Below are 16,522 nucleotides of genomic sequence, written 5' to 3'. Positions count from 1 at the left end.
CCACAAAATTATCGGATTTATGCGAGAATAAAGAATATTATCTATACTATCAGCAGCGCAGTATAATAAGGTCCTTGTTATACTCTCATTCGTCTCTCCTTCGGGCTTTGTTCGGACCTTGTTCGGACCTTGTTCGGAAAACACCCGAACAAGGTCCGAAGAAGGTCCGAATGAAAGAATAACGAGAGTGGAACAAGTCCCCTGTTTGACCTTGTATTATTCATATAAAACAAATCCAGATCGGTCGGATTTTTTCTCAAAAAGACCACAGATTCTGCCACTTCCTCCCACTTGACCTTCGATTCTGCTGATGTTCCTCCCACTTTGGCCCCACTTTTGCTGTTTTTGGGTAATTCAATTCCTTAAAAACAAGGAATTTGTATCCGTTTTTTGGCGTAAAGCAGAGATTTTTTACAAACCTTAATTTATTGTGGTTTTCAATATTATTATGCGTTTTAGGGTGTTTAAAGGGGTTTTTTGTAGTCGATATACTATGTGGAAAACTTTTTTGTGGGGCATTGTGGGAGATTGTGGGAGAAAGTGTATACTTTTACATTAATATTACTGTAGAAGTTTACTAAATGATTCAATTAATCGGCGAATTCGAATGCAAGTTGGACACCAAAGGAAGAATGGTGGTTCCTGCAGCGCTCAAAAGGCAACTGCCTGATGTAGAGCGTGAAGGGCTTGTTGTGAATCGTGGTTTTGAGAAGAATTTGGTGATTTACACGAAAGAGGAGTGGAGCAAGAAGATGCTTCAGTTGTCGAAGTTGAACCAGTATAACGAGCGGAACAGAAAATTCATCCGTCAGTTTATGCGTGGTGCTACGGAGCTTTCCTTGGATTCTGCAGGAAGGGTTCTTTTGCCAAAATCATTGTTGGAGTATGCAAATGTTAACGGAGATGTTTTCTTGCAATGTCAGTTCGACAAGATCGAGGTTTGGGCGAAGGATGAGTATGAAAAAATGATGGATGGAAGTTTGGATGATGACTTCTCTTCATTGGCAGAAGAAGTAATGGGCGGATTTAACTTCGGAGATGGCAATGAGTAACGAAATCGGTTATCACGTTCCAGTAATGCTCCAGGAGTGTATTGACGCACTAGCTATAAAACCAAACGGGATTTATGTAGATGTGACATTTGGGGGTGGCGGACACTCGAAAGAGATTCTAAAGCATTTGGGGCCGCAGGGAAGATTGATCGCTTTTGATCAAGATCCTGACGCTATTAAAAATGCGCTTCCGGATGAAAGGTTTACATTGATCCACCAAAATTTTAAGTTCTTAAAAAATTATCTGCGCTTAGAAGGTGTAAAACAGGTAGACGGTATTTTGGCCGATTTAGGGGTTTCGTCGCATCAATTTGATGCTGCGGACCGCGGTTTTTCAATTCGCTTTGATGCGGACTTGGATATGAGGATGGATCAGATCGCTGATCTTGATGCTCGCAAAGTATTGAATACATATTCTGAGGAGGACTTGCATAGGATTTTCGGCATGTACGGTGAAATCCAAAATGCTAAATCGTTGGCCAAAACAATTGTGACTGGCCGATTGAGCAATCCAATCCAGACTGTTGCTGAGTTGAAAGCTGCGATTCAAAAATTAGTACCTAAAGGCAAGGAGCATAAATATCATGCTCAGGTTTTTCAGGCATTAAGAATTGAAGTTAACAAAGAATTGGAGGCCTTGCAGGAATTTTTGGAACAGACTGCAGGAGTTTTGAAAGTTGAAGGCAGATTGGTGGTGATGTCATATCATTCGTTGGAGGATAGATTGGTAAAGAATTTTATGGCCAAGGGTAAGTTCAAAGGAGAAGTAGAGAAGGATTTCTTTGGAAATGAGATTAAGCCATTTAAAGTGATTAGTAGGAAAGCGATCGTGGCTTCGGGAGATGAAGTAAAACAAAACAACAGAGCACGCAGTGCAAAGTTGAGGATCGCAGAAAAAATATAGTAGAGTAAAAGTATGGCAAAGAGAAATACTATAAAGCAAAAGGAGCTGAGTGAGGAAGTTCAAGAGGAGATGTCGGATGCATTGGAGGAGAAGGTCGAGGAGACCCAGGACTTTCTGAAAACATTCTTTTCGCAGAAAAAAATCTCTTCCTTGTTAGTTGCCAGAAATTTGCCGTTTGTGGCATTTCTTGCCTTGTTAGATTGCTGTACATCTCGAATCGCCACTTGGCAGAGAACACGGTTAGAAGGATTGATAAGTTGGGGAGGGAAGTGAAGGAGCTAGGTTGGGATTACAAGTCATTGAATGCGGAATTGATGAAGTTGACGACGCAAACAGAGATTGCTAAAAGAGCGGATACGCTGGGATTGAAAGAAAGAACAGAACCGCCAATTAAGTTAGAAATAGTAAGGGAAGTAAAATAATAAAGAGACCAATAGATGAATATTAGGAAGTCCATATTGATTAGGGTGTACCTGGCATTTGGCCTGATGGTTTTTGGTGCTTTATTGGTTTTCGGCAAGTTATTGCACCTTCAATATGTTGATGGGGATCAGTGGCGCGCAATTGCAGATAGTTTGACTATTCGCGAGCGTGTGATCGAGGCGGCAAGAGGAAATATTTATTCCAATGACGGAAGTTTACTGGCTACTTCTGTTCCGGAATATGAGATACGGTTTGATGCGATGGCCATTCCATCCGAGCATAACAATGTTTTTAATGCTCGGGTGGATTCTTTGGCCAACAAGCTGGCTGCCTACTTTAAGGACAGGTCAGCTAGGCAGTATCTGACCCAGTTAAAAGAAGCCAGAGCTAAAAAGCAGCGTTACGTGCTTTTGAAACGTGATGTTACGCATCAACAACTGAAGGTCTTAAAGACCTTTCCTTTGTTGAGGAATTTTAAGGAAGAGAAAGAGAGATTCTCAAGTTCTTTGATAGCAGTTAGAGAAAACAAGCGTATCCTGCCATTTACAAATTTGGCAGCACGTACCATTGGTTACAAAAATAGTAAGGGTGATACTGTACGTGTTGGTCTTGAAGGTGCTTATGGGGATTATATTGAAGGTAAGAGTGGTGTTCAGTTAATGCAACGCATTGCTGGTGGTGTTTGGATTCCTGTAAACCGTGAGATGGAAGTCGCTCCGACTGATGGTTCTGATATTATTGCAACCATAGATGTCAACATGCAGGACATGGCTCAGCGTGCTTTGGAGAAACAATTGATCCAAAGTAATGCAGATAATGGCTGTGTAGTGCTGATGGAGGTAGCGACTGGGGAAGTAAGGGCGATTGCCAATTTTACTAGGGATTCTGAAGGTGTTTATAGAGAAAAATTCAATTATGCTATTGCTCAAGGAGCGGATCCGGGATCAACATTCAAGGTAGCTTCTTATTTGGTGGCATTGGATGACAATATGGTTGATACAAGCACTGTTATCGATATCGGTAATGGTACTTGGAAAGTCCCTGGACACACGATTAAAGATTCACATCCACCAAAGAAATCCAAAGTGGACTATTAAAGAGGCATTTGAGGAGTCTTCAAACGTGGGTGTTGCAAAAACGATTGGTACGCATTACGGTAAGAATCCGGAAAAATTCACTGGTAAACTTCATGAGTGGGGTATGGCGAAACCATTGGGTCTTCAGATTCCGGGAGAGGCTAACCCATGGGTTAAGATGCCAGATAGCAGATCTTGGAGTAAGCTTTCATTGGTGCAGATGGCCTATGGATATGAGCTGAAATTAACTCCTTTGCAGACATTGACTTTGTTCAATGCAGTTGCAAATGACGGTAAAATGGTTGCGCCATTGTTTGTAAAAGAAATTCAACACCTGGGATCAACCGTAAAGAAATTTGAAGCTCGAGTGATCAATAAACAAATTGCTTCTAAGGAGGCGATTGGTAAAATGCAGAAGATGATGGCGGGGGTGATGACTGAAGGAACGGGTAAACGCTTGAGAAGTCCATTGTACACTTCGGCAGGTAAAACTGGTACTGCGCAGATGGCAGATGGTGCACGTGGGTATGGAGCGAGAAGGTATCAATCATCATTTGCTGGATATTTTCCTGCAGAGAATCCTAAATATTCCATGATTGTGGTTATTCGTAACCCAAGGAATGGATACTATGGTGGTTCGGTAGCTGGACCAGTATTCAGAGAGTTGGCGGATATGGTTTATGCAAATGACCTTTCATTGCACAAAACATTCAACAACCGTCAAGTGAATGTATCAGGAAGTAAAGTTCCTTATACATTGAGAGGGTCGAAAGATGCTACAGCCAAAGTATATCAGATGTTAGGTGTTCAGTCTGTAAACTGGAATTCGATCGTTGAGTCTGACAAAGATTCTTCGGATCATACGGCACAGGCATTTACTGTTGGCGAGTTTAAAGAAGGTGTTGTTCCGAATGTGAAGGGGATGGGTTTGGTTGATGCATTGTATGCAATGGAAAACGCTGGATTTAAAGCGACAGTTAGAGGAAAGGGTAAAGTTGTGAATCAATCATTAGCAGCTGGTCAGCGATTGAAACCAGGGACTAATGTTTTAATAGAATTGAATTAATATGTTGTTGAAGGAGTTGCTACATGCTATTCCGGTAACTGATTACCGAGGTTCTCTGGAGACAGAGGTTAGCTCGCTTTGTCTAGACTCGAGAAAAGCGGTTGAAGGCAGTGCGTTTGTGGCAGTTCGTGGACATCAAACTGATGGTCATCTATTTGTTGGTAAAGCCATTGAATTGGGTGCTTCGGTTGTGGTGGTTGAAGAATTACCAGAGGAGCTGGATGAAAAAGTAGTTTATGTTGTTGTTGGAGATTCGGCCTATGCGTTAGGAGTGATGGCATCGACATTCTACGGCAATCTTCCTCGAAATTGAAATTAGTGGGAGTAACAGGTACAAACGGTAAAACAACGGTTGCTACCTTGCTTTTCAACCTTTTTAGCAAGCTGGGTTTTCATGTAGGCTTATTGTCTACTGTTCAAAATCAGATTGGGGATAGGGTTGTTGAAGCAACACATACCACACCTGATCCAATTTCATTGAATTCCTTGTTGAAGGATATGGTTGAGGATGGATGTGATTATTGTTTCATGGAAGTGAGTTCGCATGCTGTAGTTCAGCAAAGGATTGCAGGGTTGAAGTTTGCTGGTGGCATCTTCACCAATATCACGCATGATCACTTGGATTTCCATGGAGCCTTTGCCAACTATATCAAGGCGAAGAAAAAGTTCTTTGATGATTTAGACAGATATGCATTTGCATTGACCAATATCGATGATAAAAACGGATTGGTTATGCTTCAAAATACTTTTGCGCACAAGAAAACCTATGGTTTGCACCAGATGGCTGATTTTAAGGCCAAGATTTTGGAAAGCCATTTCGATGGGATGCTTTTGCAGGTTGATGGTCAGGAAGTGTGGGTAAAATTGGTAGGTGATTTCAATGCTTACAATTTATTGGCGGTATACGGTGCTGCAATTTTATTGGAGCAAGAAACGATGAAGGTGTTGATGGCATTGAGTGAGATTTCTGGTGCTGAGGGTCGTTTTGAGACAATGAAATCTTCGACTGGCGTGGTTGCTATTGTTGACTATGCGCATACACCGGATGCTGTAGAAAATGTTTTGGAAACGATTGGTGATTTGAGAAAGCCAGGTCAGCAGATTTTGACGGTTTTGGGCTGTGGTGGAGATCGTGACAAAACGAAACGTCCCGAGATGGCTGAGGTAGCAGCAAGATTGAGCGATAAAGTAGTCTTGACTTCAGACAATCCGAGGACCGAAGACCCAGGTACTATCATCAGGGAGATGGAAGTGGGTATTCCGTCAGACAAAAGAAAGAATGTGTTTTCCATAACAGATAGAAAGAGAGGCAATTCGTGCTGCTTTTCATCTGGCACAGCCAGGCGATGTTGATTTTTGGTTGCTGGAAAAGGACACGAGAAATATCAAGATGTAAACGGGTGAAGAATCACTTCGATGACAAAGAGGAATTAATAAAGATTTTTAACGAACACAATTAAACTGCATGCTTTACTATTTATTCACTTGGCTAAACGAGCACATCCATATTCCAGGTGCTGGATTATTCCAATTTATATCGTTTCGTACAGCCATGGCAGTTATCACTTCGTTGATTATCACTACTGTATATGGTAGCCGTTTAATTCGTTTGTTGCATCAAAAACAAGTTGGAGAAACTATTCGCGACCTTGGATTAGAGGGAGAGAAAAAGAAACAAGGTACTCCGACAATGGGTGGTTTGATTATCATCGCTGGTATTTTAATACCAACCTTGCTCTTTGCTAAACTGGACAATATCTATATCATATTAATGATCATTACCACAGTTTGGATGGGTGCAATTGGATTTTTAGATGATTATATCAAAGTCTTCCGTAAGAATAAAGAAGGATTAGCAGGGAAGTTCAAAGTAATTGGCCAAGTGGGATTAGGGGTTTTGATTTGCTATTACGATGTATTTCCATCCTGAGATTGTTGCAAGGCAACAGGTTGCGAATCCAACATCTTCGAAACCGGTAGAGGTTATTATCAATCCTTCAACGGGAGAGAAGTCATACGCTGAGAATGTGAAGTCTACGAAGACGAACATTCCTTTTTATAAAAACAATGAGTTCGATTACTCCAAAGTATTGGATGTATTCGGTGTCAATAGCCCTATGGCGACGTTCTTTGTTTTCTTGGTCGTAGTCGTATTTATTATTACTGCGGTGTCCAATGGAGCGAATATTACGGATGGGATTGATGGTCTCGCGACGGGTACATCGGCAATTATGGGTATTACCTTAGCTGTTTTGGCCTATGTATCGGGTAACATCATTTTTGCGGATTACCTCAACATCATGTTTATTCCGAATTCGGGTGAGCTGGTAATTTTTGCGGGAGCCTTTGTTGGGGCATGTACTGGCTTTTTATGGTACAATGCCTACCCTGCACAGGTGTTTATGGAGATACAGGTAGTTTGGCTATTGGGGGTATCATTGCAGCCTTTGCGATCTTAATTCGTAAAGAACTGTTGATTCCTGTGCTATGTGGTATTTTCTTGATCGAGAACTTGTCAGTAATCCTTCAAGTATCATACTTCAAATACACCAAAAAGAAGTTTGGAGAGGGAAGAAGGATTTTCTTGATGTCTCCATTGCATCACCATTATCAAAAGAAAGGTTATCACGAATCCAAGATTGTACGCGCTTTGTAATTGTGTCTATCATCTTGGCGATTTTAACCATTGTGACATTGAAAGTAAGATAACGAAATGCCAAATATTGCACATACATATTACCCACAATCAGGTCGCTTAGTGATACTAGGTGCTGGTGAGAGCGGCGTTGGAGCTGCGATTCTCGGCAAAGACCAGGGTTTTGATGTATTTGTGTCAGATATGGGAAGCATAGCTGATACGTATAAATCCACTTTGGAAAAAAGAGGGTATTGCCTATGAGGAGGGACAGCATACTAAGGACCAGATCATCAATGCTGATTTAGTTGTAAAAAAGTCCTGGGATTCCTGAAAAGGCTCCATTAATTAAAAAATTGAGAGGCTTAGGCTTTGCCGATTATTTCGGAGATCGAGTTTGCCGCGCAATATACGGATGCGAAATTATTTTGCATCACTGGGTCAAACGGAAAAACAACGACCACCTTGTTGACCTATAACATGTTGAAAAATGGAGGCTTGAATGTTGGTCTTGCAGGAAACATTGGTAATAGCTTCGCATTGCAGGTAGCAAGGGAAAAACATGATGCTTATGTATTGGAGATCTCCAGTTTTATGTTGGATGATATGTACCATTTCAGGGCAGATGTAAGCAGTGATATTGAATATTACACCCGATCATTTGGATCGATATGAATACAAGATGGAGAATTATGTGGCATCAAAGTTCCGCATGGTTCAAAATCAAAAGGATACGGATTACTTTATTTATTGCAAGGATGATCCTGAAACTGTGGCAGCCCTGGATAAACATCCAACAGCAGCAATGCACTTGCCATTCACATTGGAGGGGAAATTAGATACCGGAGCGTATCTGGACGACGAGAAGAATTTGAACATTTTTAATACCAAATAGAGAAGCTTTTATCATGAATATTGAAGAATTATCACTGCAGGGCAAGCACAATGTTTACAACAACATGGCTTCTGGTTTAGTTGCTAAGGTTCAGGAATTGAGGAAACCAAAAGATGAAGGAGAGCATGGGGTCCTTTGTGAATGTTGAGCACAGGTTGGAGCACGTTGCTTGTATTGGCGGTGTGAACTATATCAATGATTCAAAGGCTACAAACGTGAACTCGGTATGGTATGCATTGGAGAGTTTCTCTACGGATATCGTATTGATCATGGGTGGTGTTGATAAAGGCAACGATTATGAGATGTTGAAAGATCTTGTTCGTTCTAAGGTAAAAGCAATCATCTGCATCGGTAAAGATACTGGTCGTATCCACGAAGCATTTGAGGATGACACTGATGTAATCGTGAACAGCGCATCTATGAGTGATGCTGTTCAAATAGCTTCACATTTGGCTAAAAAAGGTGATACGGTATTGTTGTCACCAGCATGTGCCAGCTTTGATTGGTTTAAAAACTACGAAGACCGTGGAGACAAGTTCAAAGAAGCAGTAATGACTTTATAATCATAAAAGAGAGACAATGGAATACATTTTTTCTAAAACTAAAAGGCGATAAATGGATTTGGATCATTGGTGATTCTATTATCCATTTGGTCACTATTGGCTGTTTACAGTTCAGTGGGAACATTGGCCTACAAGGAAGGTAAAGGTACTGAGATGTACTTATTCAAACACCTATTCATTGTGATTGCAGGTTTAGCATTGATGTACCTTTCACATAAATTGGATTACCGTTATTATGCTGGTATTTCGAAGTTATTGATGGTCATTACGATTCCTCTATTGCTTTACACCTTAGTTTTTGGTAGTAAGGTCAATGAGGCTAGTCGTTGGTTGACTATTCCCTGTGATTAATCAAACGTTTCAGACTTCGGATTTGGCGAAGTTGGCATTGATCACATTTTTTGGCAAGGATGTTATCTCGCAAGCAGGAGGAAATCAAGGATGTAAAGAAGTCTTTTATACCTATCATGGGAGCGGTTTGTTTTGTGTTTGTATTGATTGCATGGGCTAACTTATCTACTGCTTTGATGCTTTTTGGCGTTAGTGTATTGTTATTATTAATTGGTCGTATCAGTTTCAAGCAGATTGCCTGTGGTATGTATGGGCGGTGGAGTTTTATTGATGCTTGTAATATTCTTGGGGCCAAGGCGTGCTACTTATTTGAGTCGTATCCAAGGTTTCTTTAATACGGAGCAGGTTCATGATGGAAAGACTTCATTCCAAGATGACAAGAACTACCAAGCGAATAATGCGAAAATAGCAATTGCGACAGGTGAAATGTTTGGAAAAGGAGTTGGTAACAGTGTTCAACGAAATGTATTGCCACACCCTTATTCGGATTTTATTTTCGCGATTATCATTGAAGAATATGGAACAATTGGAGGGGCGGTATTACTCTTCCTGTATATTGCATTGATGTACCGATGTATTCGGATTGTCACGTTGAGTCCTCGGGCATTCGGGGCCTTTCTAGCGGCCGGCTTGGGCTTCAGTCTTACGATACAGGCCTTGGCAAACATGGCAGTTGCCGTAGGGTTGGGGCCCAGTAACAGGGGTGCCATTGCCGTTGGTGAGTATGGGTGGTACGTCCATTTTATTTACGAGTGTTGCATTAGGAATTATCTTGAGTGTAAGCCGTAATGTTGAAGAATTAAAAGTAAAAGAAGAAAAAGAAGTTGTGAAAGCTCCACGTAAAGTAGTGGTTGGAACAATTTAATTGAAATATTGAATGGCGCATAGAGTAATCATAAGTGGTGGTGGAACGGGAGGTCATATCTTTCCTGCGATAGCGATTGCCAATGCGTTGAAGAACATATCTCCGGATATTGAAATCCTATTCGTAGGTGCCAATGGAAAGATGGAAATGGAAAGAGTTCCAGCTGCGGGATATGAGATTGTAGGATTGGATATTGCTGGATTCAATCGTCAATCATTATTAAAAAACATTAGTCTTCCATTCAAGATGCTGAAAAGCTTATGGAAGGCGAGAAGAGTTCTTAAAGATTTTAAAGCTGAGGCAGCAATTGGTGTTGGAGGTTATGCTTCTGGTCCATTGTTGATGATGGCAAATATGATGGGTTTGCCGACTGTTATCCAAGAGCAAAATTCATATGCAGGGATGACCAACAAAAAGTTGGGTGCGAAGGCCAAGAAAATATGTGTTGCATATGAAGGGATGGAAAGATTTTTTCCTGCCGAGCGTGTACTGTTGACAGGGAATCCTATCCGTAAGTCTTCGGTTGCTATAGAAGGAAAAAGAGAAGAAGCTATCCATGCATTTGGATTGGATCTTGAAAAGAAGACCTTATTGGTAACTGGGGGTAGCTTAGGCGCATTGACCCTGAATGATAGTATCAAGGCTGGTATTCCAGCATTAACAGCTGCAGGAATTCAAGTGATTTGGCAATGTGGTAGTTACTATTATGAGAAATTGCAGGCTGAGCTTGGTGATACCTTGCCAGAGTCAATTAAGTTGATGCCATTTCTAGAGCGTATGGATTATGCTTATGCTGCTGCTGATGTTATTGTGGCAAGGGCAGGAGCAGGAACCATCTCGGAACTATGTGTGATAGGAAAACCGGTTGTTTTGGTTCCTTCACCAAATGTAGCAGATGATCATCAAACCAAAAATGCGAATGCATTGGTTCAGAAACATGCTGCATTAATGGTCAGAGATGCTGTTGCTAGAGAAGAATTAGTTCCAACTGTTTTGGGTCTTTTCAAAGATGAAGCAAAGCAACGGGAGCTGGAAGAGCAGATTAAGATGTTGGCACTTGCAGATGCGGACGAAGTAATTGCACAAGAAGTATTGAGTTTAATAAAAAAATAGAATATGAATATCGACAAAATAAAAAGAGTTTATCTACTTGGGATTGGCGGAATCGGCATGAGCGGGTTGGCTCGTTATTTTAGTCGTTTGGGATGTGAGGTTGCTGGTTATGACCGTACCTCAACTGAGCTTACTAGAACATTGGAAGAAGAAGGTATGCCAATCACCTATACGGATGATGTGGAAACTGTGCCTTCAGCATTCAAAACTGCAAGTGAAGAAACCCTGATCATATTTACTCCTGCTATTCCAAAGGATTTGGCGTTAAAAGGATTTTTCGTAGACCACGGTCATGAATTGTTCAAGCGTTCACAAGTATTGGGATTTATTTCTGCTAGCAGGTTCACGATTGCCGTTGCAGGTACCCATGGTAAAACTACAACTTCAACGATGGTTGCACATGTGTTGAAACATAGTGGCTATGATTGCTCTGCATTTTTGGGTGGTATCAGTACGAATTACCAAAACAATGTATTGTTTGGGGACAATGATGTAGTAGTTGTAGAAGCCGATGAATACGATCGTTCATTCTTGACTTTGCATCCAAATATTGCAATCGTTACTTCTGCGGATGCTGATCACTTGGATATCTATGGTGATCCTAAGGAATTGGTGCTGTCCTTTGAGATGTTCTTGGACAGAGTTGTTGATGGCGGAACTAAAATTGTGAAGTTAGGACTTCCATTTAGTGGAGATATCAGTTATGCACGTGAGCAAGTTTGCGATGCCTATGCTGAAAATGTTCGTGTTGAAAATGGCGAGTTCTATTTTGATTATCATTCTGCGGATTTAAACATCAAAGATATTCATTTGGGAATACCAGGTTTGCACAATGTAGAGAATGCAGTTGCTGCGATTACGGTTGCCAAATTGTTGAATATCGAGGCTGATAAAATTGTTAAGGCATTATCTGCTTTCCAAGGTGTAAAACGTCGTTTCGAATACATTGTAAAAACAGATAATAATGTATATATCGATGATTATGCTCATCATCCTGAAGAGTTGAGAGCATTTCTGACATCGATGCGCAAATTATATCCGGAGAAGAAATTGACAGTGATATTTCAGCCACACCTTTTTAGCAGGACCCGTGATTTCGTAGACGGATTTGCTGAAGTATTGGGCTTGGCGGATGAGTTGTTGTTAATGGAAATATACCCAGCGAGGGAGTTGCCGATTGAAGGGGTTGATTCATCTTGGTTATTGGAAAAAATTAATCTTGAAAACAAGCGATTGGTAAATCCGGAAGAGGTTCTTGAAATCGTTAAGACAGAAAACCCTGAACTGCTTGTAACGGTTGGAGCAGGGGATATTGATAAATTGGTGAAACCATTAAAAGAAGAATTAAACCATGTTAAATAGAATAAGAAATATTCAATGGCGTCAAGTAGGCTATTTTTTCTTAGGTCTGATTGGATTAGTTGGGGTTGGTATGTTGATGAGTTTGGTAAACAAGAAGGACCAAGTTCAAGTATGTACTGATTTGAAAGTAATGGTTGAGGGAAAGGAGACCTTCATTGATCAAAATGATATCTCCTCCATGATCAAAGAAAAGTTTGGAAAGGTGGTTGGCAAGGAACTAAATGCGCTGCCATTGCAAAAGATAGAAACCGAATTGATGAAATCTCCATATGTATCTTCAGCAGATGTGCATATGGATATGGATGGCACGATGCAGGTTGCAGTTCAACAAAGGGAAGTGGTAGTAAGAATCATTAACCAGGTTGGGCAAGAGTATTATGTTGATTCAAAAGGCAACAAAATTCCGGTGACATTGAAATATGTACCACATGTGATGGTTGCGAATGGAAATATCCGCGAGGGATATAAAAAATCTTTGGAGCCAGTGACCAGCGACTTAGTGAAAGATTTGGTAAAAATCGTTGAAGATACCAAGTCTGATGAATTGTGGAGCAATCAGATTGTTCAATTATATGTGAATGACGACAAGGATATCGAGATTGTTCCAAGGGTTGGAAATCAGCAATTGATCATTGGCAATGCGGATTCATTGAGCTATAAATTGGATCGATTGAAGAAATTTTACACTCATATTTTACCGAAGGTAGGTTCTGATGCTTACAGTAAGGTAAATGTGAAGTACAGCGGACAGATAGTCTGCGAGCGGAAGGGCGATTGGTTTATCGATAGCCTTCAAATGAAAATAAATAAGAAAATATAAGAAATTAATTACATACAGCATCAAACACAGCATATGAAACCTAGAATTGTAGAAAATGAAAAAGAGAATCCAATCATTGTGGGATTGGACATCGGGACTACAAAGATCTGCGTCACAGTGGGTCGTCGTAGTGGATCGAACAAGGTTGAGTTATTAGGTGTAGGGAAGGCGGAGTCTGCCGGCGTAAACCGTGGGGTTGTTGCGAACATCCAGAAGACGGTAACGAGCATCCGCGAAGCTGTTGCTGTGGCTGAAGGGCAATCGAATGTTGACATCAAGGTAGTCAATGTTGGTATTGCAGGTCAGCACATCAAGAGTATCCAGCACCGTGGTATTTTAACGAAGAATGACGATGATGAGATCGGCCGTTTAGACATTGAGCGTTTGATTTCAGACATGTACAAATTGGTACTTCCTCCGGGAGAGGAGATCATTCATGTATTGCCACAAGAATTTACGATTGACAACGAACCAGGTATCAAAGAACCTATCGGTATGGCAGGAAGACGTGTGGAAGCAAACTTTCATATTATCTCAGGCCGAGTTACTGATATCAAGAACATCAAGAGATGTGTTGACAACTCAGATCTTGAAGTTTCAGAATTGATTCTTGAACCTCTAGCATCATCCGAGGCTGTGTTGGATGAAGAGGAAAAAACTGCGGGAGTTGTTTTGGTAGATATCGGTGGTGGTACGACAGATGTTGCTATTTTCCATGAGGGCATTATTCGCCATACGGCAGTAATTCCATTGGGAGGTAACATCGTTACAGAAGACATTCGTCAAGGTTGTGCAGTATTGCGCAATCAAGCTGAGCAATTGAAAGTAAGATATGGTTCTGCACTTGCTGATGAGAACAAAGAAAACGAAGTGATCTGTGTTCCAGGAATCAGAGGTAGAGAGGCGAAGGAGATTTCTGTAAAGAATCTAGCATTTATTATTCAGGCTAGAATGGAGGAGATCATTGAGCACGTATTCTACGAAATCAAGGCCTCAGGATATGAAGATAAATTAATTGCGGGAATCGTGATCACCGGTGGTGGAGCACAATTGAAACATTTGGTTCAATTAGTTGAGTATATCACAGGAATCGATTGTCGTATTGGATATCCGAACGAATACCTTGCTAAGACAGATATGTTGAACAAGCAAGCATTCGATGAGCTGAAGAGCCCATTGTATGCGACGGGTATTGGTTTATTGATTAAGGGTATTCAGTCGATTGAGGAAGAGGAGAAGAGGAACGAAGAAAAATTCATCAAAAAGGCAGCTCCTACAAAAGAAAAGCACAAAGAAGGCGTTAAAGAGATAGCGGAAGGTCAAAGCAAAAAGGAGGGTTGGTTGACTCGTTTTTTTAGGCGATTGGATCAAAGATGGGGCGGATATAGACGATGACACTTTCATTGGTAAGAAATAATTATCAAACATCGCTATGTTTTTTTCCACAATTTAACAAATGTGGAAAACTCTTGTTAAGATTTTGGTAATATTACATTAGGATTGTCGACTTACGTTGTGTTAACGTAATAGATTGATGAAGAATTAAATAGGATAAAATATATGTCGATACAATTTGAAATGTTAAAGGAGAACTCATCGATTATTAAGGTAATCGGTGTTGGTGGTGGCGGTGGCAACGCTGTTAATCACATGTATAAGCAGGGAATAAGTGGAGTTGATTTCATTGTTTGCAATACTGATGCGCAGGCTTTGGAGTTGAGTCCTATTCCAAACAAGGTACAATTAGGAGCGAGTCTTACTGAAGGTATGGGTGCAGGTGCCGACCCTGATGTTGGTGAAAATTCAGCTATCGAGAGTATTGAGGATATCAAACGTATGTTGGGTACCAATACGAAGATGTTGTTTATCACAGCTGGAATGGGTGGTGGTACTGGTACTGGTGCTAGTCCTGTGCTTGCGAAAGCGGCAAAGGAGTTGGGCATTCTGACAGTAGCGATCGTTACTACTCCATTTACTTTCGAGGGTAAGAGACGTCGTATGCAAGCTGAAGACGGACTTTCGGAATTGCGTAAGTATGTAGATTCTTATTTAGTTATTTCTAACGATCGTTTACGCGAGATCTTTGGGAACTTGACGATGACGGCGGCATTTGCGAAAGCGGATGATATCTTGACCACTGCGGCCAAAGGTATCGCTGAAATCATTACCATCCCAGGTTATGTAAACGTGGATTTCAAGGACGTTCGTACTGTGATGAACGATTCTGGTGTTGCAATCATGGGTAATGCTGTGGCAACAGGTGAACAACGTGCATTAGATGCTGTAACTGGCGCGTTGGCTTCTCCATTATTAAAAGACAATGAAATCGAGGGTGCTCGTTACATCTTATTGAACATAACTTCAGGAACACGTGAAGTAACAATGGATGAGGTTGCAATCGTTACGGATTACATCCAAGAGAAAGCTGGTCTATCGGCTGACTTGATCTGGGGTAACTGTATTGATGAGAACTTTGAAGATGAACTTTCGGTAACTATTATAGCGACTGGTTTCCAAACTGCAGAGGAACGTGTTAAAGAGAAGGAAATGGAGAAAATTGCCATTCCCTTGACACCAGAAGTTCCAACTTCTGCATTCGTAAAACCCGTAGCAACAAATCAATTTGTGGACAGAACCAATACAGAGGCTAGTTCATTCGTGAAACCTAGCACTCCAACGGAAACTCCATCAAATCAAGCTCCACAAACAGACTTGTTCTCTAACAAAGCTGCTGCAGCTACTCAACAAGTAAATGCAAATGCTGTTGAAAAGAACGATTCTCAGATGATCCGTCATACATTGGAATTAGAAGATAATTCAGATGTTGAAGAGATTGAAGAAGATCCGAATCCACACGGTTTTGAGTTGAAAACATCACCTTCGATGTTTGAATTCAAATTACCTACGGTATTTGACACTTACAAATCTGAGGAGCCTGTAGAAGAGCCAGTTCCAGCACCTGCACCTGAACCAATCATGGAGGCGCAGCCGCAAAAAGCTGAAATTGAATTGGAAGAAGCGAAAAAAGAAGAAACAAACTTTGAAGATCAGTTGTTGAAAACGAAAGAGCGTATCTTGCGTTTGAAAGAATTGAGCATGAAGTTGAAATCTTCGAATGGTCTTCAAGAGCTTGAGAATGAGCCAGCTTATAAAAGAAAGCAAAAAACATTAGATGATGTTCCTCATTCTTCAGAGTCTCAGGTATCACGTTTCACTTTGTCATTTGATGATGGTGAGACTGAAATCAGACCAAATAATTCATTCTTACATGACAATGTAGATTAATCTTATCCTATTTAATAAATAAAGGGTGGCTTGCAAAGGTCACCTTTTTTTGTGTTTAGGTTTTGTTTATGGAAAAAAGATGTTAATTTTAAGTGAGTTACTAAAAAACATT

General features: G+C 40.8%; 13 protein-coding genes and 3 pseudogenes. All 16 read left to right on the top strand.

The genetic code is table 11. The features are described from left to right. Positions 1-581: 581 nt before the first annotated feature. The 16 genes and pseudogenes from mraZ to ftsZ all read left to right on the top strand — a co-directional run bounded on the left by mraZ (position 582) and on the right by ftsZ (position 16,410). Positions 582-1,052: a division/cell wall cluster transcriptional repressor MraZ gene (gene mraZ / locus FGL31_RS17625; protein WP_099371798.1), complete on the top strand. Its 471-nt coding sequence runs from the start codon at positions 582-584 to the stop codon at positions 1,050-1,052. Then, entirely contained in the window at positions 1,045-1,956 is a 912-nt protein-coding gene (gene rsmH / locus FGL31_RS17620; protein ID WP_138093403.1) for a 16S rRNA (cytosine(1402)-N(4))-methyltransferase RsmH, read from the top strand. The genes mraZ and rsmH overlap by 8 nt, the downstream gene beginning before the upstream one ends. Positions 1,957-2,180: 224 nt before the next feature. Continuing rightward, positions 2,181-2,378, top strand: a complete 198-nt coding sequence (locus tag FGL31_RS26405) for an FtsL-like putative cell division protein (RefSeq protein WP_232046906.1) — start codon at positions 2,181-2,183, stop codon at positions 2,376-2,378. A 15-nt stretch (positions 2,379-2,393) separates the two neighbouring features. Then, positions 2,394-3,476, top strand: coding sequence for a penicillin-binding transpeptidase domain-containing protein (locus FGL31_RS28275; RefSeq protein WP_262709160.1), 1,083 nt, complete (start codon positions 2,394-2,396; stop codon positions 3,474-3,476). Then, positions 3,403-4,521: a penicillin-binding transpeptidase domain-containing protein gene (locus tag FGL31_RS28270; protein ID WP_262709159.1), complete on the top strand. Its 1,119-nt coding sequence runs from the start codon at positions 3,403-3,405 to the stop codon at positions 4,519-4,521. Before FGL31_RS28275 ends, FGL31_RS28270 begins: the two co-directional genes overlap by 74 nt. Before the next feature lies 1 nt (position 4,522). Beyond that, positions 4,523-5,981 (top strand): annotated as a pseudogene (locus tag FGL31_RS17605) (UDP-N-acetylmuramoyl-L-alanyl-D-glutamate--2,6-diaminopimelate ligase). Positions 5,982-5,986: 5 nt separating this feature from the next. Continuing rightward, positions 5,987-7,230: pseudogene (gene mraY, locus FGL31_RS17600) on the top strand (phospho-N-acetylmuramoyl-pentapeptide-transferase). Between the two features lie 4 nt (positions 7,231-7,234). Next, positions 7,235-8,614 (top strand): annotated as a pseudogene (murD, locus tag FGL31_RS17595) (UDP-N-acetylmuramoyl-L-alanine--D-glutamate ligase). Positions 8,615-8,683: 69 nt separating this feature from the next. Further along, the gene (locus tag FGL31_RS30575) at positions 8,684-8,965 is read left to right on the top strand and encodes an FtsW/RodA/SpoVE family cell cycle protein (protein WP_512745632.1); all 282 of its coding nucleotides are present in this window, start codon (positions 8,684-8,686) and stop codon (positions 8,963-8,965) included. A gap of 210 nt (positions 8,966-9,175) precedes the next feature. Beyond that, positions 9,176-9,754, top strand: a complete 579-nt coding sequence (locus FGL31_RS30570) for an FtsW/RodA/SpoVE family cell cycle protein (RefSeq protein WP_512745631.1) — start codon at positions 9,176-9,178, stop codon at positions 9,752-9,754. Next, positions 9,690-9,830, top strand: coding sequence for a hypothetical protein (locus tag FGL31_RS30565; protein ID WP_512745614.1), 141 nt, complete (start codon positions 9,690-9,692; stop codon positions 9,828-9,830). Before FGL31_RS30570 ends, FGL31_RS30565 begins: the two co-directional genes overlap by 65 nt. 12 nt (positions 9,831-9,842) lie before the next feature. Continuing rightward, positions 9,843-10,943 (top strand): undecaprenyldiphospho-muramoylpentapeptide beta-N-acetylglucosaminyltransferase, encoded by a 1,101-nt coding sequence (gene murG, locus FGL31_RS17585; protein ID WP_138093400.1) that lies wholly within the window; start codon positions 9,843-9,845, stop codon positions 10,941-10,943. 3 nt (positions 10,944-10,946) lie between these two features. Beyond that, entirely contained in the window at positions 10,947-12,305 is a 1,359-nt protein-coding gene (murC, locus tag FGL31_RS17580) for a UDP-N-acetylmuramate--L-alanine ligase (protein ID WP_138093397.1), read from the top strand. Continuing rightward, a complete protein-coding gene (locus tag FGL31_RS17575; RefSeq protein WP_138093394.1) occupies positions 12,295-13,125 on the top strand; it encodes a POTRA-like domain-containing protein in 831 nt (276 codons plus the stop codon). Before murC ends, FGL31_RS17575 begins: the two co-directional genes overlap by 11 nt. A 33-nt stretch (positions 13,126-13,158) precedes the next feature. Next, the gene (gene ftsA, locus FGL31_RS17570) at positions 13,159-14,520 is read left to right on the top strand and encodes a cell division protein FtsA (RefSeq protein WP_138093391.1); all 1,362 of its coding nucleotides are present in this window, start codon (positions 13,159-13,161) and stop codon (positions 14,518-14,520) included. A 165-nt stretch (positions 14,521-14,685) separates the two neighbouring features. After that, positions 14,686-16,410, top strand: coding sequence for a cell division protein FtsZ (gene ftsZ, locus FGL31_RS17565; RefSeq protein ID WP_138093388.1), 1,725 nt, complete (start codon positions 14,686-14,688; stop codon positions 16,408-16,410). The last annotated feature ends 112 nt before the right edge of the window (positions 16,411-16,522 follow it).

This window comes from Sphingobacterium daejeonense (genome assembly GCF_901472535.1).
Classification (GTDB): domain Bacteria; phylum Bacteroidota; class Bacteroidia; order Sphingobacteriales; family Sphingobacteriaceae; genus Sphingobacterium; species Sphingobacterium daejeonense.
This window is presented reverse-complemented; position numbering and strand designations above follow the sequence as displayed.